Source organism: Chromohalobacter sp. HP20-39 (assembly GCF_033052815.1).
Taxonomy (GTDB): Bacteria; Pseudomonadota; Gammaproteobacteria; order Pseudomonadales; family Halomonadaceae; genus Chromohalobacter.
Genome location: NZ_JAWHTP010000996.1, coordinates 1 through 249 on the forward strand (window position 1 = coordinate 1; position 249 = coordinate 249).

Here is a 249-nt window from a genome sequence, read left to right on the forward strand (position 1 = left end):
GGTCCACGCTCAGGTCGGAAAACAGCAGCCTGCCCGGCAGCGGGTAGGCGCTGCCGTCTTCGAGCAGCAGCTGCACCTGGGCTGCATCCTTGCCGGCGCTTTGCAGCCGGCCGTCGCCCAGCGCCTGGCGCAGCCGCAACACCTCGCCGGCGGACTGCGTGAAGTTCACGTAGAGCTTGTCGACCTGCTGCACCACGGCCAGCGGCGTCGCCTCGCCCTGGCCCACCAGCGCGCCCTCGGTGACCAGCG

Annotated in this window: 1 pseudogene; it reads right to left on the reverse strand. The window is 71.5% G+C overall.

Annotated features, from left to right (window positions below):
- Positions 1-249, reverse strand: a pseudogene (locus tag RVY79_RS20955) (efflux transporter periplasmic adaptor subunit); the annotation flags it as partial.